Raw genomic sequence first — 24,320 nt, 5'->3', positions numbered from 1 at the left:
CCCTGGTGTTACTTTTCAGAACACTCCGCAGGACGGAGGAAGCCCCGCAGCGCGTAGCGCGCAGCGGGGCTTCCGACATGTCCGAGGACGTTCTGAAAAGTAACACCAGGGCGGGCCCGGACAATAACAACCGACTACAGGTCGATGTGCGATTCCTTGATCGGGAACGGCTCGGCGAAGTGGCACGCGCAGCAGTGACCCGGGGCAACTTCCTTAAACTCAGGAAGCTTCTCGGAGCAGATGCCCTGCGCGATCGGGCAGCGCGTGTGGAAACGACAGCCGGTCGGCGGATCCAGCGGCGACGGCGGATCGCCAGCGAGAATGATGCGCTTGCGGGTCTTCTGGATATCCGGATCGGGCACCGGCACAGCAGACAGCAGCGACTGCGTGTACGGGTGGTGCGGCTCACTGTAGAGCGTCTTCCAGTCCGAAACCTCGACCATCTTGCCCAGATACATAACGGCAACGCGATCAGAAATGTGCTGCACGACAGAGAGGTCGTGAGCAATGAAGAGATAAGCCGTACCGAACTTGTCCTGGAGCTCCTTGAGAAGGTTCAGAACCTGGGCCTGAATGGATACGTCAAGTGCAGAGACGGGCTCGTCGCAGATGATCAGCTTGGGCTTCAGAGCGAACGCGCGGGCGATGCCGACACGCTGGCGCTGGCCGCCCGAGAACTCGTGCGGATAGCGGTTAATGTGCTCGGGGTTCAGACCGACGACGTCCAGCAGCTCGCGGACGCGCTCGATACGCTCTTCCTTGGTACCCACGCCATGAATGGTCATGGGCTCAGAAACAATCTCGCCGATGGTCATGCGAGGGTTGAGCGAAGCATAGGGGTCCTGGAAGATGAACTGCATCTCGCGACGCATATCCTTGATCTCGTGCTTGCTCATCTCGGCAACGTCTTTGCCCTGGAAGAACACTTTGCCTGCCGTCGGCTTGGTCAGGCGCATGATGGTGCGGCCCGTGGTGGACTTACCGCAACCAGACTCGCCGACCAGGCCAAAGGTCTCGCCCGGATAAATCTCGAAGGAAATGTCATTCACAGCAGAGACGACACGCTTGGAGAAGCGCTTGGCGAACATGCCGGACTCAGCGGGGAACTCCTTAGAGAGATGCTCGACCTTAAGCAGCGGAGTACGCTCGTTGGTATCTGCCATTACGCCTCGCCTCCCTTCTTGGAATCCTTGCGGGTACGGGACGTCTCAGGAGCGTTCTTGAGGAACTCGGGGTCACCGGAGTAGTGGCACGCAGAGTAATGACCAGACTCGGTAACAACGCGCTCGGGGCGCTGCTTGAGGCACTTGTCCGTCGCATAGGGGCAACGAGGCGAGAACACGCAACCCTCGGGCAGGTTCATGAGCGAGGGCGGGTTGCCGTGAATCGGCGTAAGCGGCTTCTTCTCATCGATAGCCTGCTCCGGGATGGAGCGGATAAGACCCCAGGTGTAGGGATGGCGGCTCTCGTAGAAGATTTCCTCAGCAGTACCGAACTCGACGGGACGACCGGCGTACATAACCATAATCTTATCGGCCATATCGGCGACAACACCCAGGTCATGGGTAATCATGATAATGGCGTTGCCGTTCTTCTCCTGCATCTCCTGCATGAGCTCGATAATCTGAGCCTGAATGGTAACGTCCAGAGCAGTCGTGGGCTCGTCGGCAATCAGAATATCGGGATCGCAGGCAAGAGCCATAGCGATCATGACACGCTGACGCATGCCGCCGGAGAACTGGTGCGGATACTCGTTGACGCGCTTCTCGGGCTCGGGGATACCAACGAGGTCCAAAAGCTCGGTGGCGCGCTTGAGCGCCTCCTGCTTGGAGTAGCCACGGTGCAGACGAAGGCCCTCGCCCACCTGCTTACCGATCTTATAGACCGGGTTAAGGGAGGTCATAGGATCCTGGAAGATCATCGCGATATCGTTACCGCGAATGTGTTGCATCTCTTCCTCGGTCATCTCGAGGATGGAACGACCGCGATAGCGAACGTCACCGCCCTCAATCTTTCCCGGAGGCATCGAGATAAGGCCCATGATGGTCATGGCGGTCACGGACTTACCAGAGCCGGACTCACCGACGACACCCAGGGTCTCACCGCGATCGAGCGTGTAGGACACACCATCGACGGCGCGAACGACGCCATCCTCGGTGTGGAAATACATCTTAAGGTCATCGACCTCGAGCAGATGCTGGCCCTCGGGAACCGGCTGGTCCTTCAGGTCCACATAGTTCTTGTTCTTCTTCATCCTTATGCGTCCTTCATCTTGACGTCGAGGGCGTCGCGCAGACCGTCACCAAGTAGAGTGAAGGCGAGCACCGTCGAGAGAATTGCCAGACCGGGCATGATCATCATCCAGGGAGCAGTCAGAAGATACTGCTGACCGTCCTGAATCATGGAGCCCCACGAAGGCGTAGGCGGGATAACGCCCATGCCAAGGAAGGACAAAGCGGACTCGGTCAGAATAGCGCCACCAATGTTCATGGTCGCGTAGACCACGATAGAAGCAACGGAGTTCGGGAAGATATGGCGCATAACGATACGGGCATCGGATGCACCCATAGCGCGAGCGGCGTCAACATAGTCGTTCTCTTTGACCGTCAGGATCGCGGATCGGAAGACGCGCGCAATCGAAGGCCAGCCGAGAATACCGATGGCGATAAAGACGTTCTGAAGACCACGGCCGATAACGGCGATCATGGCGACAACGAATAGGACGTACGGGAACGCCAGGAAGATGTCCGCGCAGCGCATGATGATCGTATCCCAGATGCCACCATAGAAACCGGCGAGGGCGCCCATGACCAGACCGATCACCGTGGAGATGGCGGTGGCCATAATACCGACGGAAAGCGAAACGCGTGCACCGTAGATAACACGGACGAGAATGTCACGACCAAGGGAGTCGGTGCCAAACGGGTGCTCGGCACACGGAGCCAACAGCGAAGTCTCGGCCATGGTAGTCGAGTCGGAGGCCGTCGGCGAACCGAGCCAGGGCTTAGCCCACAAATCGGCGGTCAGGGCAACCACAACAACGATGATGATCCAGCAGACACCGATAACGGCGAGCTTGTTCTTACGAAGACGCTTGAAAGCGTCGCCCCACAGCGTGCGGGACTTGGCGGGAGCAGATGCGGCCTTGGTGGCGGTAGCCTGCCCCTGAGACTGAGAATCAGTTTCCTGCATGAAACGTACCTCCCTTAAGCCTTATCCGACGGACCGCCAAGGCGGATGCGCGGGTCGAGGAATGCATAGCTAATGTCGACGAGCAGGTTGATCACCATAACGACGACAACGATGAGCGTAACGCCGCCCATAACGATGGGCCAGTCGCGCATGCTGATGGCGCGGTAGACCTCATAGCCAATACCGGGCCAGTTAAAGACCGTCTCGGTCAGGATGGCGCCCGAAAGCATGGCGCCGAAGTCGACACCAATATAGGTAACGACGGGGATGAGTGCATTCTTAAGCGCATGCTTGATGATGATCGCACGATTGGAGAGACCCTTGGCCTTTGCTGTGCGGATGTAATCCTGGTTCATGACGTCGAGCAGCTGCGAGCGCATGATGCGGGCAGCATAGGCGGTCGAAACCGAAGCCAGCGTAATGGTCGGAAGCACATAGTGCATCCAATCCTGATACTGAGAGCTGGAACCACCAGCACCCGAGATCGGCATGGAGAACGCGCCGCCGGTGGCATCCTTGAGGATGACACCAAAGAACAGCTGCAACAACATACCGAGCCAGAAGGCAGGAACGGCAACGAGGATCGACGTGGTCAGCGTTACCAAAATATCCCAGAAGGAGTAACGCTTTACTGCCGAAATGATACCCGCACCGATACCCATGATTGCCTCGAGCACGATGGCGCACGCGGCAAGTTTGACCGTATACGGATACTTCTGGGCAAAGATTTCCGTAACCGGCAGCTTGCGCTGATACGAATTGCCCAGATCGCCATGAAGCAGGCCGTTCATGTAATACAAGTAACGGTCCACGAGCGACGTTTGAACGGGGTCGCCGTTCTCGTCAAGAATCGCGTTGCCATCCTCGTCCGACTGGACCAGGTGATAGCGAACGCGAAGCTGAAGCTCCACCTCGGGGGACAGAGCCTTGTCTCCACCGATCAGCTTGATCGGATCTCCCGGCACGATATTCTGGAGGGCGAACAGAATCAGCGTGACGCCCAAAAACACCGGGATGAACTGAAGCACACGTTTAACGATGTACTTACCCATACCACTCCCCTATCTAGGGATTAACCTAAATGGGATGCCGATCGCCAGACCGGCATCCCAAAATTACCATCAGCCAGTTTACCCCAGGTTAGGGGGAACTGTATGTTTCCCATGAGGTCTACGTAAATACTTGACCCTCACGGAAGCTGCAACTCTTAGGCGAGCTCAGCGGTACCCAGATCGGCGTGCTTCTGCGGATCAACATAGAGGTGCTTGATGCGATCGGAGCCGGCGATGGTGTGCGTGTAGAACATCACCGGGATGACCGGGCAGTCGGCAGCGACCATAGCGTCGGCCTCCTGCATCTTGGCGATACGCTCATCGTCGTCAACCGTGGTACGAGCCTCGTCAACCTTAGCGTCGAACTCGGGGTTGCTGTAACCGGAACGGTTGTCGCCGCCGAGGGAGTCGGAGTGGAACAGCGGGTACAGGAAGTTGTCCATAATCGGGTAGTCGGCGATCCAGCCCAGACGACCAAACTGATAGTTGAAGTTCTGATACTGCTCGAGCAGGGCAGACCACTCAGGGGTATCGGAAGTAGCGGTAACGCCCACCTTGGCGAGGTCACCGATGATGGACTCCATGATCTCCTTATGGCCACCATCCTGGTTGTAGGACAGGGTCACGTTGATGCCGCGGTCGCCGTTGGCGCCGGCTGGAGCAACCTTGTCGAGGTACTCGTTGGCCTTATCAACGTTGTACTCGCAGAACTCCCATGCGCCCTCCTTGTAGCCGGCGATTCCCGGAGGAACGATGCCGTCGGCGGGGGTACGGGTGCCCTTGAAGATGGTCTTGCAGATGGCCTCACGGTTGATGGCCAGGGAGATGCCCCTACGCAGGTCAGCGTTGTTGAACGGCTCGGCCGTGTTGTTGCAGGTCAGGTAGTACGTGGAAGGCTCGGCGCCGAGCAGCATGCGCTCGCCGTCACCCATGGTGTAGCCGTCCTTGGACACGCCGCGATCCTTCTTGGCGGCGTCGATCTGAGCAACGGGAACGTCGCAGACATCGAGGTTACCGGCCTGGAACTCCTTGTAAGCGGTCTCCATGTCCTTGATGACCTGGAAGTGGATGCCATCGATCTTGGCCTTGTCGCCATAGTAATCGTCGAACTTCTTGAGGTTGATCTCCTGACCATCCTCCCACTTGCCGTCCATCATGAACGGGCCGTTACCGATCGGGGCGAGGTAGAAGCTCTTGACATCGGACTCGGCGCACTCGGGAACCGGGGCCAGAGCCGGGTGAGATGCGACGAAGGGGAAGTCGGCGTAAGCGGAAGACAGCTTGACGACGAGGGTCTCATCGTCGGGGCAAGTAACACCACTGAGCTCAGTAGCGTTACCGGCAAGCAGATCGTCATAGCCCTCGACCATGGAAAGGTGATAGGAGACCTCGGAAGGACCATACTCGGTAGCGATGGCCGACTTGGTGTTGACCAGACGCTCCCAACCGAGCTTGAAGGACTTGGAGGTAACGTCGTCACCGTTGTGGAACTTGGCCTTCTTGATCTTGAAGGTGAACTCGGTGGCGTCATCGTTGGCCTCGAAGGACTCGCAAGCCAGCGGGACAATCTCGCCCTTCTCGTTGTCGTAGGTGGTCAGAGCATCGAACAGCTGGTAGTTGACCTGAGTGCCCTGATCCTCCTGGACGTTGTAGGGGTCGATGCAAACCGGGTTGTTAATGTAGAAGTTCAGCGTCGAACCGGACTCAGAACCGGAAGCGTCGCCGCCCTTCTTGCCGCATGCGGCAAGAAAAGCCATGGAGCTCGCAGCGAGGGTGCCGCCGACAAAGGCGCGACGACCCATAACGGGCTGGTGGAACATAGAATCAGCCATGCCATCCTCCTTATGAGATAGGACAAAGTGAATTCGATTGGGCAACGTCGAGACAACCCGATCGAACCATTCAAACGCGGTCCGCCGTTATGGCTGGTTATGCAATGCGGGCCAACGTTTGCAATACAGTAGCGCATTTTATGCACAATTTGGCGCTGATTCCGGTTAACGGTCGAGAATTTCTTTAGTTAGGCGAAGTATGTGGGGATATTTTGACCCTGTTACAAACTTGTAAACAAAAAGGGTCCCGCACTTGCGGAACCCTTTTCAAGCGTATATGCAACTCGAGCTTAGTAGCCCACGATGCCCTGGGGGAAGAAGAACATGCACAGCACGACGCACACGGCAAACACGACAGCCATGATAACGGTCAGGCGGTCCAGGTTCTGCTCCATAACGCCCGTGGCAGAGGTGGAATTATACAGAGAGCTGGCGATCATATCCGAAACACCGGTGCCCTTACCGGAGTGCATCAGAACGAGAATCGTCAGCGCCACGGCAGACACAGCCCAAACGACAAACAGAAGAATCTGGAACGGACCCATAGATAAGCTCCTTAATAGAACAATTCGAACTTCAGTACTGTACCACAACCTCAAGCACTCCCCCATCTGCCATTTGGGGACGGGGTAGAAATAGCGCAAAAGGGGGTTGCCCGGACGTGGACAACCCCCCTTACAAGAAAACGTTAGTTGTTTTCTTTAGGCCTCGGTGGCGAGCACGCGACCCGTCATCTCGGCGGAAGGCTCGAGACCAGCAATGGTGAGCATGGTCGGAGCGATATCGGAGAGACGACCGTCCTCGATACCGGTAAGCTTGGCCTTCTCATCAACGATGATGAACGGCACACGGTTGGTGGTGTGAGCCGTAAACGGATGCTTAGAACCGTCGGTAGCGACGTCAAACATGTGGTCGGCGTTGCCATGGTCGGCGGTGATCAGCGCAAAGCCGCCCTTGGCGAGAATCGCCGGGACAACCTTGGAGAGAGCCTCGTCAACGGCCTCGACAGCCTTGACGGCAGCATCGAACACGCCGGTGTGACCAACCATGTCGCAGTTCGCGAAGTTCACGATGTAGAAGTCAGCGCGACCCTCGTTAATAGCGGAGACGAGCTTCTCAGTAACCTCGGGAGCGCTCATCTCGGGCTGCAGATCGTAGGTAGCAACCTTGGGGGAAGCGACGAGCACGCGCTCCTCGCCCTCCTTGGGCTCCTCGATGCCACCGTTGAGGAAGAACGTCACGTGGGCGTACTTCTCGGTCTCGGCGGTGTGCAGCTGCTTCAGGCCATTGGCTGCGATGACGTCGGCCATGACGTTCTCGGGGAACGTCTTGGGGAAGGCGACCTCAACGTCAAACGTCGGATCGTACTCGGTCATCGTCACAAAGTGCGAAAGCTTGATCTGCTCACGCTCAAAGCCGTCGAACTCCTTGTCCGTGAAAACGCGGGTCATCTGGCGGGCGCGGTCGGGACGGAAGTTGAAGAAGATGGCCGCGTCGCCCTCGTGGATGCCCTCGTTGTGGGCAGCGAAGGGCTCGACGAACTCGTCGCCGCGCGGGTCCTTCTCGTAGTAGGCCTTGATACCGGCAACGGGGTCGGTATCGGCATCGGACGCGTTGACCATGACGTCGTAGGCGCGCTGGATGCGCTCCCAACGATTATCGCGGTCCATGGCCCAATAACGGCCCGAGACGGTGGCAACGCGAGCGTCGCAACCGGTCTCCTCGGAGATCTTAGCCAGGAAGGCGCAGAACTCGCTCATGTAGCCGGCACCGGACTGCGGATCGACGTCGCGGCCATCCATAAAGGCGTGAACGCGAACGGTCTTGATCCCATGCTGGGCAGCCATCTTGACCAGAGCCTCGACGTGGTTCATGTGGGAGTGAACGCCGCCAGGGCTCATAAGGCCCATAAGGTGAAGGGTCTTGCCCTCGGCCTTGACATCGTCCATAGCCTTGACGAAAACCTCGTTCTTAGCGATGGAGCCATCCTTGATGGCGTTGTTGATGCGCGAAAGTTCCTGGAAGACGATGCGGCCGGCACCGATGTTGAGGTGGCCCACCTCGGAGTTGCCCATCTGGCCGTCGGGAAGGCCCACGTCCTCGCCCGAAGCGCCGAGCGTGGTGTGAGGATACTTCTCGTACAGGCTATCAAGGAAGGGCGTCTTGGCAGCGGCGACGGCGTTCTCGCCATCGGCCGGAGCCAGGCCACAGCCATCCATGATGATCAGGAGTGCAGGAAGGTGACGCTGTGCCATATGTCCTACTCGCCTGCCTTGACGACCATAGAGGCGAAGTCGGCAGCCTTGAGCGAAGCGCCGCCCACGAGGGCGCCGTCAACGTCGGGCTTGGCGACGAGCTCGGCGATGTTGCCGGGCTTGGCAGAGCCACCATAGAGAACGCGGATGCCGTTAGCGAGCTCCTCGCCGAACATCTCCTTGAGGGTCTCACGGATAGCGCCGCAGACCTCCTGAGCGTCCTCAGCGGTAGCGGTCTTGCCGGTGCCGATGGCCCAGATGGGCTCGTAAGCGACGACGACCTGCTTGGGGCAGGTGATCTCAAGACCAGCAAGGCCAGCCTTGACCTGGTTCACGACGTGCTCGACATAGGTGCCAGCCTCGCGGACCTCGAGGGACTCGCCGCAGCAGAAGACGGGAACAAGACCAGCGGCAACGAGAGCCTTGGCCTTCTTGTTCTGGTCCTCATCGGTCTCGTGGAAGTAGTCGCGACGCTCGGAGTGACCGATGATGCAGTAGGTGCAGCCAACGGACTTGAGCATATCGCAAGAGGACTCACCGGTGAAGGCACCCTTGGCCTCCCAGTACACGTTCTGTGCACCGAGGGCAATGGGGGCAGCCTGAATGCGGTCATGAACCGTGGTGATGTCGATGGTCGGAGGGCACACGAGCACCTCGACGCCAGCCGGAACCTCGGGCAGAGCCTGAGCCAGCTCGTCGGCGAGCTTGGCGGCCTCGGCGACGTCGTTGTTCATCTTCCAGTTACCAGCGATAAGAAGGGTGCGATTAGGCATCGAGAAGCGCCTCCACTCCGGGCAGGGCCTTACCCTCGACGAGCTCCATGGAAGCGCCACCACCGGTGGAGATCCAGCTCATCTTGTCGGCCAGGTTGAACTTGTTGACAGCTGCGACAGAGTCGCCGCCGCCGATGATCGAGGTGCAGTCGGCCTCGGCGACAGCTTCGGCGATAGCCTGAGTGCCGTGAGCGAAGTTGTCGAACTCGAAGACGCCCATGGGGCCATTCCAGAACACAGTCTTGGCGCCCTTGACGGCCTCGGCGTAGAGCTCCTCGGTCTTGGGACCGATGTCCATGCCCTCGCGGTCATCGGGGATAGCGTCGGAAGCGACAACCTCGGGGACAGCGTCCTCGCCAAAGTGATCGGCAACGCGGTTGTCGATGGGGAGCAGGATCTTGACGCCCTTCTCCTCGGCCTTCTTGAGCATCTCGCCAGCGCGCTCGACCCAGTCCTCTTCCTTGAGGGACTGACCGACGGTCAGGCCCTGAGCCAGGAAGAAGGTGTAGGCCATGCCGCCACCGATGATCAGGGTATCAGCGGAGTCGATGAGGTGATCGAGAACGCCAATCTTGGAGGAAACCTTGGAACCGCCGACGATAGCGACGAAGGGGCGCTCGGGCTCGGCGAAGATGCCGGTCAGCGTGTCGACCTCCTTCTCGAGCAGGAAGCCAGCGACTGCGGGCAGGTAAGCGGCGGGGCCCACAACGGAACCCTGGGCGCGGTGAGCGGTACCGAAGGCATCGAGGACGAAGACGTCGCCATAGGAAGCGAGGATCTTGGCGATCTCGGGATCGTTCTTCTTCTCACGCTTGTCAAAACGGACGTTCTCGAGAACGAGGACCTTGCCCGGCTCGACGGCGGCGACAGCCTCAGCAGCCTTCTCGCCGTAGGTGTCGGCGACAAAGGCAACGTCGAGACCAGAGAGCTCAGCAAGCTTCTTGGCGACGGGCTCGAGGGACAGCTCGGGCTGGAAGCCGGTGCCCTCGGGACGGCCGAGGTGGCTCATGAGGATGACGCGAGCATTGTGCTCAACGAGATAGTTGATGGTGGGCAGGGCAGCCTTGATGCGGGTGGTGTCGCCAACGACGCCATCCTTGATAGGCACGTTGAAGTCAACGCGGACGAGAACGCGCTTGCCGTCGACATCGATGTCGCGGACGGTCTTCTTGGTAAAGGCCATGTTTGCTTCTACCTTTCGTACGTGTCTGCCTTCCATTACGGCAGACGATTTCCTATAAAAAGGGCGCGACCTTAGGGTGTAAGCCCTATAAGGCCGCGCCCTTCTTTAGACGCTCAACGAGCTATTCGCTAAAAGCTAAATTAAGCAACGAACTTCTCGAAGTACTTGATGGTGCGGACCATCTGAGAGGTGTAAGAGTTCTCGTTGTCGTACCAAGAGGTGACCTGAACGAGGGTCTGGCCGTTGCCGAGGTCAGAGCACATGGTCTGAGTGGCGTCGAAGATGGAGCCGTGGGTCTCGCCGATGATGTCGGTGGAGACGATGTCGTCCTCGTTGTAACCGAAGGTCTCAGAGATGGTGGCAGCGTAGGCCTTCATAGCAGCGTTGACCTCGTCGACAGTGACCTTCTTGTCAACGACAGCGTAGAGGTTGGTGATGGAGCCGGTCGGCGTCGGGACGCGCTGAGCGGCACCGATGAGCTTACCGTTGAGCTCGGGGAGAACCAGGCCAATAGCCTTGGCAGCACCGGTGGAGTTGGGGACGATGTTGACGGCGCAGGCGCGGCTACGACGCTTGTTGCCCTTGCGCTGCGGGCCGTCGAGCGGCATCTGGTCGCCAGTCCAGGCGTGAATGGTGGTCATGATGCCGGACACGATGGGAGCGAAGTCGTTCAGACCCTTGGCCATCGGGGCGAGGCAGTTGGTGGTGCAGGAAGCAGCAGAGATGATGTTGTCCTCAGCGGTCAGCGTCTCGTGGTTGACGTTGTACACGATGGTGGGCAGATCGCTGCCAGCCGGAGCGGAGATGACGACCTTCTTGGCGCCAGCGTTGATGTGGGCCTGAGCCTTAGCCTTGCTGGTGTAGAAGCCGGTGCACTCGAGAACGACGTCGACGTCGAGGTCGCCCCAAGGCAGGTTGTTGGCGTCGGCCTCCTTGTAGATCTTGATCTCCTTGCCGTCAACGGTGATGGAATCCTCGCCAGCAACGACCTCGTGATCGCGAGCGTAGTTGCCCTGCGTGGAGTCGTACTTCAGCAGGTAAGCGAGCATGTCGGGAGAGGTGAGGTCGTTGATAGCGACGATCTCGGAGCCCTCATGACCGAACATCTGACGGAAGGCCAGACGACCGATGCGACCGAAGCCGTTAATAGCAACCTTTACTGCCATTGTGTCTCCTTTCGTAAGGCCCCCGCAAGCTACAGCGCCTGCCGTTGAGGCCCACAAACTAACCACTCGCCTAATATACCTTTTTTTGGACTTGAATTTCACGAGAATGGTCGAAATTGAAAATCAAATTTACGTTAAAACGTTTTAAAGAATAAAATAGCAGCTAAATCCGTATATAAGTCGATACTTTAAACTACCTGTTTGCTTCAATGAGCTTTTCAAGCCTCAAAACTCGATGGTAGAGGGCCGACTTCGACAAGGGAGGGTCAGCCATCTCCCCCAAATCACGCAGCGACAGATCGGGGTAGCGCTCGCGCAGGTCGCAAAAGACCGCCAATGCATCCGGAAGCTCATCGCGAAGGCCACGCTGCTCGAGCTCATCGATCAACGCAAGCTGATGTTGGGCAGCACCGGCGCTTCTGGTCTGGTTGGCGAGCTCGGCATTCACGCGACGGTTCACATCGTTCTTAACCAACTTGACCGCGCGCGCTTCCTCAATCTCGGCAACGCTGCGCTTGGCACCAATCAGCTTTAAAAGATGCTCGATCTCCTCGGCGCTCTTAATGTAGACAGCAAAGGATCCGCGCCGCGCGTTAACGCGCGCATGGACCCCGATCTGCTCCAATAGATCGCAGAGTCCCCGGGCATACTGCTCGCCCTGCACCGCGATCTCCAAATGAAAGTCGCCGCGGGGATCGGCCACGAAACCGCCAGCGATGAGCGCGCCACGGATGTAGGCAAGCCTGCAGCAGGGACGGGCAACGATGTGCCGGGGAACACCGGCGACGAGCCCTCCCCTGCGGTCGAGAATGCCCAGCAGCACCAGAGCCTTGTCCAGGTCGGGTTGATCGGGCAGGGTAATGAGATAGTTACGGACCTTATGCAAGACCGATTTACGAACGGTGAATTCCGTTTTGAGCTTAAGGATGCGATGCGTCAGTGTGATCATCGTGCGCGCGACGGCGCCCGTCTCGGTCGCGACCGTCAAACGATACCGCCCGGAGCCGGCCAGCGAAAGTGTACCGCTCACGCGCGTCAGGGCGGCAAGCGTCGACAAATCGCAGTATTCACATTCAGGTTCGCAGCGCGCGAGCTCGTCACGCACCTCCGCGGTAAACGACATGCAGGCCTATGCTTTCGTGTTCGCGCGCGACAGGTCGCGATGGGAAATGCTCACGTGATACTGGGCACCTTCCAAATAACGTGCCGTGGCCTCGGCGATGGCAACGCTGCGGTGTTGGCCGCCCGTGCAACCGATGGCAATAGAAAGCTGCGGCTTGCCCTCCGCGATATAGCCGGGCATGACCGTATCGAGCAGCTGCGTCCAAGCCTTCCAGAACTCCTGGGTCTTAGGATGGTCCAGAACAAAGTCGGAGACTTTCTTATCGAGACCGGTCATGGTGCGCATCTCGGGATCGTAGAACGGATTGGGCAGGAAGCGAACGTCGATCATGATGTCCGCCTCGACGGGCATACCGTGCTTAAAGCCAAACGAGAACACGTGAACGTCCATGAGCTGCTGGTCGGACAACTCGGAGAACGCCATGCGCAATTTGTTGCGCAGGGCAGAGGTGCGCAGGCGGCTCGTGTCGATGATCATATCGGCTCGATCGCGCACACCCTGCAGCTGCAGGCGCTCGCGCTGAATCGCGTCGGCCGTAGTCTCCCCCGGCTTGGCAATGGGATGGCGGCGGCGGTTTTCGCTATAACGACGGATCAGCACCTCGTCAGAAGCCTCCAGGAACACGATGTCGCAGCTCATCTCGCGCTCTTCGAGCGCAGCGACCGCATCGAGTAACTCGTCAAACAGTCCCTGGCTACGCAAATCGCAGGTGACGGCAAGATGCCTGCCCACGCCCGTATTGATGCCGACGAGTTCGGCAAGCTGGGCGATCAGACGCGGAGGCAAGTTGTCGATGCAAAAGTAACCCATGTCCTCGAACACATGCATGGCCTGCGTTCGGCCCGATCCGGACATTCCGGTGATGATGACGATATCGGGGATGCGCTCCGAGCGCTCCGCCGCATCCATGGCATCTCCCTTTTGCATGTGCTGCCTCCTAAAAACAAGCGCGGGACCCAGCAACCCGGATCCCGCGCGGTCAATTGCCTATATTGAGTATACCGCCCCGAGCGGATACGAGGCCTGTCTTACGCCTCAAGCGCAGCCTTGAACCAACTCGTAATACTCGTGGGGTGCGTGATGGCGGTGCCGACGACAACGGCCCAGGCGCCAGCATCGATCGCGGCGCGAGCCTCCTCGGGCGTATGCACGCGACCCTCGCAAATGATGGGAAGGCCGGGGAATTCCTCGGTCGCCTGACGCAGGAGCGGCAGATCGGGGCCATCGGCCATGGTGCAGTCGATGGCGGCGACACCATGAGAGAGCGTGGTGGATACCAGGTCGAAGCCCATATCAACCGCACGGCGAATGTCCTCGATGGTGGCACAGTCCGCCATCAGGAGCACACCCTCCTCGTGCAGCGGGCGGAAGGTATCCTCGACCGTCTTGCCATCGGGGCGCGGACGATCGGTGGCGTCGATCGCCACGATATCGGCACCGGCAGCGACGCAGGCGCGGGCGTGACGCAACGTCGGCGTGATGTAGACGCCCTCATGCCCATCCTTCCACAGGCCGATGACGGGAACCTCACAGCGACCCTTAATGGCGGCAATGTCGGCAAGGCCCTGGCAGCGAATAGCGGCGGCTCCGCCGAGCTCGCAAGCGCGAGACATTTGCGCCATGGTCTCGGGCGTACGAAGCGGCTCGCCCATATACGCCTGAACGCTCACGACGAGCTTGCCCTTCAGGGATTGAATCAAAGGATCGACGGTCATAAGGCTGCAACCTTTCTCAGAACAGCCTCCCGAGGCGTGTTGTCTCGGGAGGCTCCTACAGCAGATACGTTTACTTCAACGAGGCGAGAAGATGCTCAGCGGCACCGATGAGCGGAGCATCGCCCTCCAGAGAACCGATGAGGATCGGCGTGTCCTGAAGCGGATCGAGCGCCTGGCTGGCATAGCCCTCGTGCACCGAATCCTTCCATGTCTGCGAACGCCAATCGGGACCTTGGTGAATCACGCCGCCCGAAAGCACGATGACCTCAGGGTCCAGGATGTTAGCGAGCGAGCCCAAGCTGGCACCCAGCGCAAAGCCGGCGTCATGGATGACCTCGGTCGCCTTTGCGTCGCCCGCACGGCACAGGTCGTTTACGTCGCGGCCGACCGAAGGACGGCTGGGGTCAACGCGACCAAAGCGCTCGTCATACATTCGACCAATGGAAGTGCCCGAAGCAACCGACTCCAGATGGCCAGAACGCCCGCAGGCGCAGGGAATGCCGGCGGCAGCCGAGCACTCGATGTGGCCCATATGGCCAGCAGCACCATGGAAGCCCTGCATCACGCGGCCGTTCTCGACATATGCGCCGCCGATGCCCGTACCGATGCCAAGACACAAGACGGAGAACTTGCCCTTGCCGACGCCCCAGTGGGCCTCGCCCAGAGCATGAGCCTGCACGTCGCCTACAACGGCAACGGGAAGACCGAGGTCCTCGCGCAGACGTGGCCCCAACTGAACGCCGGACCAGCCGGGCATGATCTCATTGGCATACGCGATGGCGCCCGTCTTGGGATCGACGACGCCGGCGGCACCGATACCGACGCCAAGAACCTCGACATCGGGATTCGCCTCGAGAGCAGCCTTGATGGACGCCTCGATACGCTGGAAGACGGCCTCGCCGCCCTCTTGGGCCTCGGTGGGAACCTCAGCTTCAAAGACCGGATGGGGCACGCCGCCATCAGCCGGATACTCCATAATGGCAGTCGCAATCTTGGTGCCGCCGATATCGACGGAGCAAACGTACTTGTTCTCCATGTCGCTCTCCTTCGGAGATTAAAACAACTACAGGAAATGAGGGCAGAATTATCGCCACAGGTTGATAAAGGTTTCCCAGGTGCCCGAGGTTGGGGCGAAAGTGGTCGGTCGTTGACCTAATGGGTCACGCCCGACCACTTGAGCCCCAAGATCGGGTGCCTGGGGAAGCTTTACAGCAGACCGTTGTCCTGGAGAACCTTCCTAATCGCCTCGACGTTCTCGCCGGTCATGGCCTTCACCGGGCGCGGCATGGTCGGGCTGTCGAAGATGCCCATGAGGTTCATAGCGGTCTTGAAGGCGCCGACGCCACCGGCATAGCCCTGGACGCCCGAGGTGACATCCCAGATGTGCGAAATCTCATTGAGGCGATCCTGCTCGGCCTTGACGGTAGCCCAGTCACCAGCCTGAGCGGCCTTCCACTGACGCACGTAGCCCTCGGGCTCAACGTTGGCGAGACCCGGGACGGAACCGTCGGCGCCACCAAGGTAAGCGCCGTCGACAACAACCTCGTGACCGGTGAGGATGCTCATCGGATGGCCGTTCTTCTCGTTCTCCTGAACGAGGTAGCGGAACGAGATGTCATCACCCGAGGAATCCTTAACGCCAGCAAGGACGCCCTCGGCGCCGAGCTTGGCAAGGAGCTTCCAGGGGAGCTTGGTGTGAACGCAGACGGGAATGTCATAGGCAAAGATGGGCAGGTCGAGCTCCTCGTGCAGGATGCGGAAGTGCTCCTCGACCTCGGTCATGCCCTGCAGGGCATAGAACGGGCAGGTGGCGACGAGGGCATCGGCGCCCAGTTCCTGAGCGACCTTACCGTGCTCGATCATGCGCTCGGTCTCGGTATCGATGATGCCGACCAGGACAGGCACACGGTGGTCGACGATACGGACGGCCTCGGCGATGATCTGGCGACGACGCTCGTCGGTGGAGAATACGACCTCGCCCGAAGAGCCCAAGAAGAACAGACCGTCGACGCCGGCGTCGATCATGCGGTTGATGCTGCGCTCAAAGGAGGCAACGTCGAGCTGATGGTCTTCGGTATCGGGAACAACGACGGGGGGAATAACGCCGGTGAATTGCTGAGTTGCCACAAGAATCTCCTTAGTTGTCTGGCGGGCGGCCCTATGCCACCCACTCTTGTTGGCAGTGTCCAGGCCGCCTAGGCCAAAGAACACGGGTAGAACGTTTGGTTAAAGAAGTCGACGACTTCGTTTTCGAACGCATTGATGCGCTCATGAGCGTATTTGGCATAGATGATATGCCTCCGGTCACACTCAAGACCGTTGAATACGGCAAACTGGCCCTTGGGAGCACTCACGGCATCCATGAGCGATGTGCCCATGAGTACCGATCCGCGCACCCGAGACGACAGTGCCTCGAGGCCGCCGGGAAGCGGATTGGCAACTGCCGCGCAGGCAAGGCCCCGCTCGTCCAGAGCACAAACCGCCAGCGCGACTCCTCCGCCAAGACCCTCGCCCCATGCAAACATGCGGTCGGGATCCACGCTATCAAGATTGCGTGCGACCTTCGACAACGCGCAGCCCCAACGGATGCGTTTGACAAAAGCAGGCGAGGTGATCCCCTGCTGCAGATCGCTGCACCCAATCACATCATCGTCCAGCGCAAGCACGGCATATCCCATGGCGGCAAACCTCGTCATGTGATGCCATCCACGCACGGGCCGGTCAATGTCATGGAACATCAGGCACAGCGGCACAAGCTCGGATGTCCGGGCGCGACCAGCGGGCTCAATCAAGCGGCCGTGTACGACATCCCCGCCGACCTCAAAGGAGACCTCGGAGTAGCGCGCGCACGGATTGGCGAAATCAATCGCCGTAACGGTCAACCCGCAAACCTCAGGATTCGATACGGCTGTACACAAATCGGAAATATCCACCGAAGTATCGCCGCGCCAATCCCGGAAATCGGAGAGCTTTGACGAAACCGTCCCGGGAATCCCCGTAAGCTCGGGGACAATCAGCTCATCGACATTGCTTTCGCACTTAGACATGAGCCTCCCCTCCCTTGCAGAAAAACGGAATGATCAGATCGTCAAAGTCCTGAATCTCCTCGTGGCCAAAGCCCTCAAAGAACTCATGGCGCTTCTCGCAGGTCAGGTTGTTGTAGACCGCAAACTGCGTTGCCGGCGGGCAAACGATATCGGCAGTTCCCGTGCCAAACAGCACGGGGCATTTGACCATGGGGGCGAAGTTCTTGGAGTCGAAGTACGCAAGCTTTGCATAGGCTTCATCAATACGAGTCGAGTCCTCATCAAACCAACGCGACCAATAGCGAAGGCCCTCGTAGGCAATATCATCGGCATCCAAATCCCAGACCAGGCGGAAATCCGACAGGAAGGGATAGAGGATGGCGGCGCGATTGATAAGCTCGCTGTTAAGCGCGCAGGTCGCAATACCCAAGCCGCCGCCCTGCGATGCGCCATTCACAAATACGCGGGCAAAATCGATGCCCTCGAGCTCGCGAACGATACGGCATAGGATGCGGATGTCCTGATGCAAGCGGACATAGTAGAGGTTGGCCGGGTCGCCGTCGATACCGGCGACGATATGGCCCGCGACCGTTGTGCCCTCAAATCCACCAATGTCCTCGGAGGGACCTCCTTGGCCAGGACAATCGAGAGCGATCAGCGCCATGCCCATACCAGCAAACGACGCCTGCTCAAACCAGCTGCGGCTTGCACCCGGATACCCATGGAACTGAAGCACCAATGGCACGGGCTCGTCCGAGACGGGCTTCAGGTACTTGGCATGCAGGCGGGCGCCGCACATACCGGTAAACCAGAGGTCGAAAAGCTGGCAAGTCACAGCATCGGCGACCGATGCCGCCTCAATCGCATAGTCAAGCCCAACGGCGTCGGCCTCGGCCATGCGATCTTTCCAAAAGAAATCGAAATCTGATGGACGGGGCATGGCGCCTCGATATTCACCAAATTGCTGCTGTAGCTCCTGAGCACTTGGCATGGCTCGTGAACCCAACCTTTCGAAATCGCAACGGAGGTGCGCCCGGCAAGGGAACCGGGCGCACGGGAGGGAAAGCGAACTTACTCGCCGAGCTTGGGGTGCAGCAGCGACGGCGCAGCGCCGAGCAGCATCTTGGTGTAGGGGTCCTGGGGGTGCTGGAAGACCTGCTTGGCCTCGCCCTGCTCGACGATCTTGCCACCATTCATGACGATGATGTCGTCGGAAATATAGCGGACCGTCTGGATGTCATGGCTAATGAACACCATGGCCAGGCCGAGCTCCTTCTTAAGGTCGGTCAGCAGGTTGAGAATCTGCGCGCGGACCGAAACGTCCAGAGCCGAGGTGGGCTCGTCGGCGATGATAGCGTCGGGGTTCAGCGACAGGGCACGGGCAATTGCCACGCGCTGGCGCTGACCACCCGAAAGCTGGCCGGGAAGAACCTCGGCGGCGGAGCTGGGCAGACCGGTGAGCTCCAGGAGCTCCTTGACGCGCTTCTCCTGCTCTGCCTCGGTGCCCAGGTTGTGGACGCGCATGGGGTCGAGCAACTGCTCGCGAACGACCATGCGGGGGTTGAGCGCCGTGGCCGGGTTTTGGAACACGACCGAGATGACGCGACCCATGTGGCGACGGTCCTCGGCGGTACGCTTGGTAACGTCCTTGCCCTTAAAGTAGACCTTGCCGCTCGTGGGGGCCTGCAGGCCGCACATGACGTTGGCGGTGGTGGACTTGCCGCAACCGGACTCGCCGACGATGCCGATGGTCTGTCCGGGCATGAGCTTAATCGTTACACCCTGGACGGCGTGAACCAGGTTGGGGTGCAGAATCGAGCCGGTACGGGTCCTAAAGGTGACGTGAACATCATCAAGGAAGATGATCGGCTCGACGCCGTTGACTGCGGTCTCGCTCATCTACATCACCTCCGCGTGAGGGGTCAAACCATTTGCCTTGAGCACCTCGTCGGGGAGCTCGGAATAGAAGTGCTCGGTGCCAGGCACGCGCTTGAAGACCGGACGGGTGTCCAGGCCAATGCGCGGATGGCTCGAGCGGGGCGCGAAGCGATCGCCCTTGGGGAAATCGCGCGGGCTCGGAACGGCGCCGGGCACCTGGTGCAGGCGGCCCGAACCGCTCTCGATGGACAGAACGGAGCCCAGAAGACCGCGGGTGTACTCGTGAATCGGGTTGGTGAGCAGCTCCTTGGTGGGCGCCTGCTCGATAACCTGACCGGCGTACATAACCGTGATGTTATGGGCAACCTCGGCGACCAGAGCCAAGTCATGCGAGACGAAGATCATGGCAAAGCCGAGCTTGGCCTGAAGATCGTTGAGCAGCTTGATGACCTGCTTCTGGACGGTAACGTCCAGAGCGGTCGTGGGCTCGTCGCAGATAACCAGCTTGGGGTCGCGGGTAAGGGCCATAGCGATCAGGACGCGCTGACGCTGGCCGCCGGAAAGCTCGTGCGGATAGCTCTCGAGCGTACGCTTGGGATCGAGTCCAACGAGCTCCAGGAGCTCCTCGGCGCTGCGGGTGCCGCCGCGCTTGGTGAGCTGCTTCATCTGAGCGGAGATGAGCATCGAGGGGTTGAGCGAGGACAGAGCGTCCTGATAAACCATGGCGATATCGGTACCGCGCAGGCCGAACCACTCCTTCTTGCTCATCTTGAGCAGGTCACGGCCTTCCCAGAGGACCTCGCCGGAAAGGTGCTCGTCCTCATCGGTCAGGCCCATGATGGCCAGCGTGGTGATGGACTTACCGCAACCGGACTCGCCCACCAGACCCATGGTCTGACCGGGGCGAACATCAAAGTTGACATGGTCGACGACGTTGATATCACCGTGGTGCTCAAACTGGATGCAGAAATCGCGGACCGAAAGGATCGGCTCGACAGACTCATCGGGCACGTGGCGGTCGTTACGCTTGAGCTCGACATCGCGCAGGGCGCCAAGGCGAGCGGAGAGGGACTGAGCCTGCTCCTTGTAGGCACGAACAGGGTCGGAGACCAGCAGGTCGGCCTCGCGGCGCTTGGAAGAATCGGTCGGATCCAGGGCAGCGGAGGGAGCGGCGGCCATAGCGTCGGTAATGCCCTCGGACAGGATGTTGAGCGCCAGGCAGGTGATCATAATGGCCAGGCCCGGGAACAGCGCCTGCCACCAACGGCCGGCGAGCACGCCACCGCGGGCGTCGGCAAGAATGTTGCCCCACGTAGCGGTGGGCTCCTGGATGCCAGCGCCGATGAAGGTCAGCGAAGCCTCGAAGATGATGGCGTCTGCGACCAGGGTGACGGTAAAGACCATGATCGGGGCGATGCAGTTGCGCAGAACATGCTTGATCAGAATCCACGGAGCCTTGGCGCCGGACACGATGACCGCGCGGACATAGTCCTCGCCGTACTCGGACACGATGTTGGCGCGCACGATACGGGCGATCTGCGGGGTGTACATAAAGCCGATCGCAAAGATGATCGACGGCACGGAATTGCCCAGGATGGAAACGAAGACGGCTGCGAGGGCGATACCCGGGATAGACATGATGATGTCCAGGATACGCATGATCGCCTCAGAGACAGACTTGCGCGAAACCGCCGCAAGAGCGCCGACAACAGAGCCGCAGACCAAAGCCATGGCGGTAGCACCAAAGCCGATGATCAGCGAGTAACGGCCGCCGTAGAGCATACGCGAAAGGATGTCGCGGCCCTTGTCGTCGGTACCGAAGATAAAGCCGCCACCAGGCGCCTGGCGCGCGGTGAAAATATCGACCGGGCTATAGGGGGCAAGCAGGGGTGCCAGGATCGCAGTCAGGGCGACCAGCACCAGCACGACGGCGGCAATCTTAGAAGATAGCGCCATCTTCTTCCAGCCACCGAGCTTGAGCCCCTTGGAAGCAGCCTTCTCGAGCTGCTCGGTTTGCTTCTCTCGAATCTTTACCATAATCTACACCGTCCTGATGCGCGGGTTGATGAGCAGGTAGAGCATGTCAACCACGATGTTGATGATGATGAAGGCAAGAGCAACGACGATGACGACGCCCTGAACCAAGTTCGCCTCGTTGCCCTGAACGCCCTGCAGAATCGCGGTACCCATGCCCGGGAGGTTGAAGATAACCTCAATGACGACGGCACCGCCCATGAGGTAGCCGATCTTAAGGCCGAGGGTGGTGACCGGGGTAATCAGCGCATTGCGAAGAACGTTGATACCGACGACGACCTTTTCGGGAACGCCGGCACCGCGAGCCATACGGACATAGTCCTTATCGAGCTCCTCGACCATGGCGGTACGCACGATACGAGTCATCTGGCCCGTCAGCGGAAATGCCAAGGCGATGGCGGGCATGATCATGCGTCCCAGATAACCAGCCGGATTCGTGGTGAAGTGAGGCAGGGCGCCCGATGCCGGGAGCACCTTAAGGTAGGAAGAGAACAGCAAAATCAACAGAACGGCAAGCCAGAACGACGGGGTTGCCAAGCCGGCAATGGAAAAGACGCGGATCACTTGGTCCGGCCATTTATCGCGATACAGCGCCGCGATGACGCCGAGCAAAAACGAAACGACCGCGCCGATGGCAAGACCGATAAAGGTCAGCTGCATCGTGACGGGCAGGGCCGTGGAGATGCGCTTGGCAACAGAGTTACGAGCAGCGCCGTAGGTGCCCATGTCGCCGTGGATCAAGTCGCCCATATAGCGCACATAACGCACGGGCCAGGGGTCGTCCAGACCATACTTCTCATGGTACTCGGCAACCGCCTCGGGCGAGGCACCGTCACCCAACGCCGTGTAGGCGGGGTCGGTCTTGGAGAACGACATAAGGAAGAACACCAGGACGGTGACGCCCAATGCCATGATCGGCAGCGCGACAAGACGCCTTCCAATCAAACGTAGAAAGTTGTTCACGTTCTCTCCCCTTTCTTTTGTCGGTAGGACCAACTGGTATATGAGTACGGATACTCATTACAAGACCCGAGCGACATCGTTGCCGCCCGGGTCTTTGTTTCAACTATGAGGATACGGTCTCAACGACCGGTATCCTGCATATAGACTCAAGCGAGTCTTACGCCTTGACGGTCGCGACGCCCTTAAAGGACATGCTCGTCGTGCCGATGCCCTTGAAACCATCGAGGGCCTCGCCGTTGGGCGCGGTGGACGGATCGTCCCAAGAAGCGGAGACGGTCTTGACGTGGACAACGGGGTACAGAACGGCGTTGTCGGCGATGATGTCGAAGCACTCGTTCCACTTCTTCTGCTGCTCGTCGCCCTCGGCGGCAAGAGCCTCGTCCATGAGTCCGTGGAGCTTCTCCCACTCAGCGGACTCCTTCCACGGGCAACGGGTCTGCATCCAGACGTTGTCGCCAAACCACCAGTTGAGCAGCAGGTCGGGGTCAGCGCCGAAGCAGGAAGGATCGCCAGGGGCAAGGAGGATATCGTAAGCCTCGCCGCCGTCGATGGCAGCGTAGGTTGCCGGCGAGGTATCGGTCTGGATGGTCACATCGAAGCCGAGAGCGTCAAGGTCGTTCTTGACCTGGGCAGCCATGCCCTTGATCTGCTCGTTATCGGTGGTGCGCAGGGTGATGGCGCCCGGGGTGATGCCGGACTCCTCGATGAGCTTCTTAGCCTTCTTGGCGTCGGTCTTGTACACCGTGGAGGCCTCATGATAGTTGGTAAAGCTCTTGGGCAGGTAGCAGCTGGCGGCAGTAGCAAGGCCGGCGAAGGTGTTGCTGATCATCTTCTCGGTGTCGAGCGCATACATAACGGCCTGACGGACCTTGACGTCGTTCCAAGGCGCCTTGGCGACGTTGAACATGATGAAGCGGGTGCCGAAGCCCTGAACGTTGTCAATCTTGCAGCCAGCGCTCTCGAGCTGATCGACGGCGTCAGCGGTAACGAGCTCCATGACGAGCGTGGAGCCTTCCTGCTGAGCAGTGACGCGAGCGGTGGGGTCGGTCAGGATGCTGTACTGGATCTTCTCGTCCTCGGCAGCATACTCACCGTTGTACTCGGGGTTGGGAACCAGGGTGATCTCGGTGTCGGAGATGGCATCGTACATCCAGGGGCCGGAGCCGATCGGCTGCTTGGCGCGATCCTCCTCGGCCTGGGTGGCCGGGGTAACGCGGATGATGGCCAGACGATCCTTGAGCAGGGAGAAGTTGGGGACCTTGGTCTTGACCGTCACGGTACTGGCGTCCTTGGCCTCGATGGACTCGAAAGGCTGGAAGAACGGAGCATAGGTAGCGGAAGCGGCGCAAGCGTTGTAGGAAGCCACAACGTCGTCAGCGGTGACCTCAGTGCCATCGGAGAACTTGGCGCCCTTACGGATGGTGACCTCGAAGGTGGTGTCATCCACAGACTTGGGATCGTCAGTAGCGAGCTCGTTGAAAGTGCTGTAGTCGTGGTAATCGATGCCGTAGAGGCCCTCGATGACATGCCAGTTGGCACCCAGGCCAACAGCGGAACCGGTGGTGGCGGGATCGAAGCTGGACGGAGCGTAAGCGGAACCAGCGGTGATCACGCCGCCGCCACGGTTGGCGGAATCGGTGGAGCCGGAAGCGGAACCCTCGTCGCTAGAGCTGCCACCGCAGCCAGTGAGACCAAGGCCGGCGACAGCAGCGACGCTGCCGGTGAGGCCGAGGAACGAACGCCTGGACATACCTTTGTTGATGATGGCCATGTCTTCTCCTATCAGTAGAGAATCTTACTCGGGAGCACCTAGACTTGCCCCCGCGCAACTTGCGGACGATATATACCTTACCTACCGACGAACCCAACTGAGGTGCCGCGCTCGGCGACCGATACATACATCCGCTTGAACGGTATTTACTACCGTTCACCGAATTCATTGACAAATGATTCGCCAGACAGTATGTATCGACGAGGTGAGATATCAGTCTTCGTCAACCCGCAGGATAGCAGGGTTTTCACTTGGGTTAGTCAAACGTTTTAGCGTTAATAAAACCCGAAACCAGCAGGCAATCATGGCGAAATAAATGGTTGAAAATGACGCAATCATGTATATCAGCTGTTTAGG

General features: G+C 59.5%; 21 protein-coding genes. All 21 read right to left on the bottom strand.

The annotated features are described in order from the left end of the window. Positions 1–134 precede the first annotated feature (134 nt). Positions 135–1,163, bottom strand: a complete 1,029-nt coding sequence (locus DW029_RS09115; RefSeq protein ID WP_022094888.1) for an ABC transporter ATP-binding protein — start codon at positions 1,161–1,163, stop codon at positions 135–137. Next, entirely contained in the window at positions 1,163–2,254 is a 1,092-nt protein-coding gene (locus tag DW029_RS09110; RefSeq protein WP_118345865.1) for an ABC transporter ATP-binding protein, read from the bottom strand. The genes DW029_RS09115 and DW029_RS09110 overlap by 1 nt, the downstream gene beginning before the upstream one ends. 2 nt (positions 2,255–2,256) lie before the next feature. Next, the gene (locus DW029_RS09105) at positions 2,257–3,192 is read right to left on the bottom strand and encodes an ABC transporter permease (RefSeq protein ID WP_117735337.1); all 936 of its coding nucleotides are present in this window, start codon (positions 3,190–3,192) and stop codon (positions 2,257–2,259) included. A 14-nt stretch (positions 3,193–3,206) separates the two neighbouring features. Then, positions 3,207–4,244, bottom strand: coding sequence for an ABC transporter permease (locus DW029_RS09100; protein ID WP_117735338.1), 1,038 nt, complete (start codon positions 4,242–4,244; stop codon positions 3,207–3,209). 155 nt (positions 4,245–4,399) lie between these two features. After that, positions 4,400–6,076, bottom strand: coding sequence for an ABC transporter substrate-binding protein (locus tag DW029_RS09095; protein WP_117735339.1), 1,677 nt, complete (start codon positions 6,074–6,076; stop codon positions 4,400–4,402). Positions 6,077–6,366: 290 nt separating this feature from the next. Then, positions 6,367–6,621 (bottom strand): preprotein translocase subunit SecG, encoded by a 255-nt coding sequence (gene secG, locus DW029_RS09090; protein ID WP_117735340.1) that lies wholly within the window; start codon positions 6,619–6,621, stop codon positions 6,367–6,369. 156 nt (positions 6,622–6,777) lie between these two features. Further along, entirely contained in the window at positions 6,778–8,331 is a 1,554-nt protein-coding gene (gene gpmI, locus DW029_RS09085; protein WP_118345864.1) for a 2,3-bisphosphoglycerate-independent phosphoglycerate mutase, read from the bottom strand. A gap of 5 nt (positions 8,332–8,336) precedes the next feature. Beyond that, positions 8,337–9,104, bottom strand: coding sequence for a triose-phosphate isomerase (gene tpiA / locus DW029_RS09080; RefSeq protein WP_118345863.1), 768 nt, complete (start codon positions 9,102–9,104; stop codon positions 8,337–8,339). After that, positions 9,097–10,287 carry a phosphoglycerate kinase gene (gene pgk / locus DW029_RS09075; RefSeq protein ID WP_117735343.1) on the bottom strand — a complete coding sequence of 397 codons (1,191 nt, stop codon included), beginning with the start codon at positions 10,285–10,287 and terminating at the stop codon, positions 9,097–9,099. Before pgk ends, tpiA begins: the two co-directional genes overlap by 8 nt. Before the next feature lie 140 nt (positions 10,288–10,427). Next, positions 10,428–11,453 (bottom strand): type I glyceraldehyde-3-phosphate dehydrogenase, encoded by a 1,026-nt coding sequence (gene gap / locus DW029_RS09070; protein WP_117735344.1) that lies wholly within the window; start codon positions 11,451–11,453, stop codon positions 10,428–10,430. Positions 11,454–11,646: 193 nt separating this feature from the next. Next, positions 11,647–12,576: a DNA-binding protein WhiA gene (gene whiA / locus DW029_RS09065; RefSeq protein ID WP_117735345.1), complete on the bottom strand. Its 930-nt coding sequence runs from the start codon at positions 12,574–12,576 to the stop codon at positions 11,647–11,649. A 6-nt stretch (positions 12,577–12,582) separates the two neighbouring features. Next, on the bottom strand, positions 12,583–13,503 hold the full coding sequence (gene rapZ, locus DW029_RS09060) for an RNase adapter RapZ (RefSeq protein WP_022094878.1): 921 nt from the start codon (positions 13,501–13,503) through the stop codon (positions 12,583–12,585). 101 nt (positions 13,504–13,604) lie between these two features. Next, the gene (locus tag DW029_RS09055) at positions 13,605–14,291 is read right to left on the bottom strand and encodes an N-acetylmannosamine-6-phosphate 2-epimerase (RefSeq protein WP_022094877.1); all 687 of its coding nucleotides are present in this window, start codon (positions 14,289–14,291) and stop codon (positions 13,605–13,607) included. Between the two features lie 70 nt (positions 14,292–14,361). Continuing rightward, positions 14,362–15,327, bottom strand: coding sequence for an ROK family protein (locus tag DW029_RS09050; RefSeq protein WP_006236155.1), 966 nt, complete (start codon positions 15,325–15,327; stop codon positions 14,362–14,364). Between the two features lie 170 nt (positions 15,328–15,497). After that, on the bottom strand, positions 15,498–16,418 hold the full coding sequence (locus DW029_RS09045; RefSeq protein WP_117735348.1) for a dihydrodipicolinate synthase family protein: 921 nt from the start codon (positions 16,416–16,418) through the stop codon (positions 15,498–15,500). 68 nt (positions 16,419–16,486) lie between these two features. Then, positions 16,487–17,338, bottom strand: a complete 852-nt coding sequence (locus tag DW029_RS09040) for an acetylxylan esterase (protein WP_117743839.1) — start codon at positions 17,336–17,338, stop codon at positions 16,487–16,489. Beyond that, positions 17,331–18,308 (bottom strand): acetylxylan esterase, encoded by a 978-nt coding sequence (locus tag DW029_RS09035; RefSeq protein WP_117763871.1) that lies wholly within the window; start codon positions 18,306–18,308, stop codon positions 17,331–17,333. Before DW029_RS09035 ends, DW029_RS09040 begins: the two co-directional genes overlap by 8 nt. An 80-nt stretch (positions 18,309–18,388) precedes the next feature. Continuing rightward, positions 18,389–19,216 carry an ABC transporter ATP-binding protein gene (locus DW029_RS09030; RefSeq protein WP_006236159.1) on the bottom strand — a complete coding sequence of 276 codons (828 nt, stop codon included), beginning with the start codon at positions 19,214–19,216 and terminating at the stop codon, positions 18,389–18,391. Continuing rightward, complete coding sequence (locus DW029_RS09025; RefSeq protein ID WP_117735351.1) at positions 19,217–21,232, bottom strand: dipeptide/oligopeptide/nickel ABC transporter permease/ATP-binding protein; 2,016 nt, start codon at positions 21,230–21,232, stop codon at positions 19,217–19,219. Between the two features lie 3 nt (positions 21,233–21,235). Continuing rightward, positions 21,236–22,192 (bottom strand): ABC transporter permease, encoded by a 957-nt coding sequence (locus DW029_RS09020; RefSeq protein WP_022094871.1) that lies wholly within the window; start codon positions 22,190–22,192, stop codon positions 21,236–21,238. 157 nt (positions 22,193–22,349) lie between these two features. Further along, positions 22,350–23,963: an ABC transporter substrate-binding protein gene (locus DW029_RS09015; protein ID WP_117735352.1), complete on the bottom strand. Its 1,614-nt coding sequence runs from the start codon at positions 23,961–23,963 to the stop codon at positions 22,350–22,352. Positions 23,964–24,320: the final 357 nt, after the last annotated feature.

Origin of the sequence: Collinsella sp. AF38-3AC (assembly GCF_003474365.1) — a bacterium.
Classification (GTDB): domain Bacteria; phylum Actinomycetota; class Coriobacteriia; order Coriobacteriales; family Coriobacteriaceae; genus Collinsella.
The sequence above is the reverse complement of the archived record's forward strand: the minus strand, read 5'-3'. Positions and strand labels throughout refer to the sequence as shown.